At 47.0% G+C, this 641-nt stretch carries 1 protein-coding gene; it reads right to left on the bottom strand.

The features are described 5' to 3' along the window. Window positions 1-465, bottom strand: a 465-nt coding sequence (locus HMPREF3050_RS08840; protein WP_246830254.1) for a T6SS immunity protein Tli4 family protein, incomplete at its 3' end; no start/stop codon positions are given. Window positions 466-641 lie beyond the last annotated feature (176 nt).

Below are 641 nucleotides of genomic sequence, written 5' to 3'. Positions count from 1 at the left end.
GGTTAACGCTTTAACCATTGCGCCTTTCCCCAGATTTACCTTACGTTGCAGCAGCGTCGGCTCGCCTGCCTCCAGTACGTCGCCGTGCATGATTTCCAGACTCATATCGTGTTGTTTGGCAAATTCGACGGTGCTATGGACTTCAAACGGTTTTTTGCCGTCGTCCGCGATAAAACCGCCTATCAGGCAAATTCCGTGTCGGTTCGGTACTTCAAACTCCTGTCTTGTCTTCAAACCGTTGATGAAATCTTGACGGAATTTTTTCTCCATGCCATCTATCAATTCTTTCTCTTTAGCTTTCCAGTTGGCAGGGGCTTTCTTATTGTCGGCAGGGATATAGAAAAAACTGCGTACGATATAGGCGTCATCATTATCCAGTTTGAAATATAAGTCGGCTTCGTAGGGCATACCGTCTTTCCCGATAATGTTTTCCCAATGAAATCCCCCGCGCGTTACCTGCATCATTGCCCGATCCGGAATCAGGGTGCGGGTATCAACGACAATATCTGTTCCATCATAACCACTACGTTTAAACCTATTGATAGTCCTAACGTTTCTATCCCAGTCGTTAAACATAACCATCACGCTCCAGCCATTGTAATCAAGATGCGTACTGCCATGACGGCGTTTGGACGGCAGGC

This window comes from Neisseria sp. HMSC065D04, from assembly GCF_001815675.1.
Lineage (GTDB): Bacteria > Pseudomonadota > Gammaproteobacteria > Burkholderiales > Neisseriaceae > Neisseria.
This window is presented reverse-complemented; position numbering and strand designations above follow the sequence as displayed.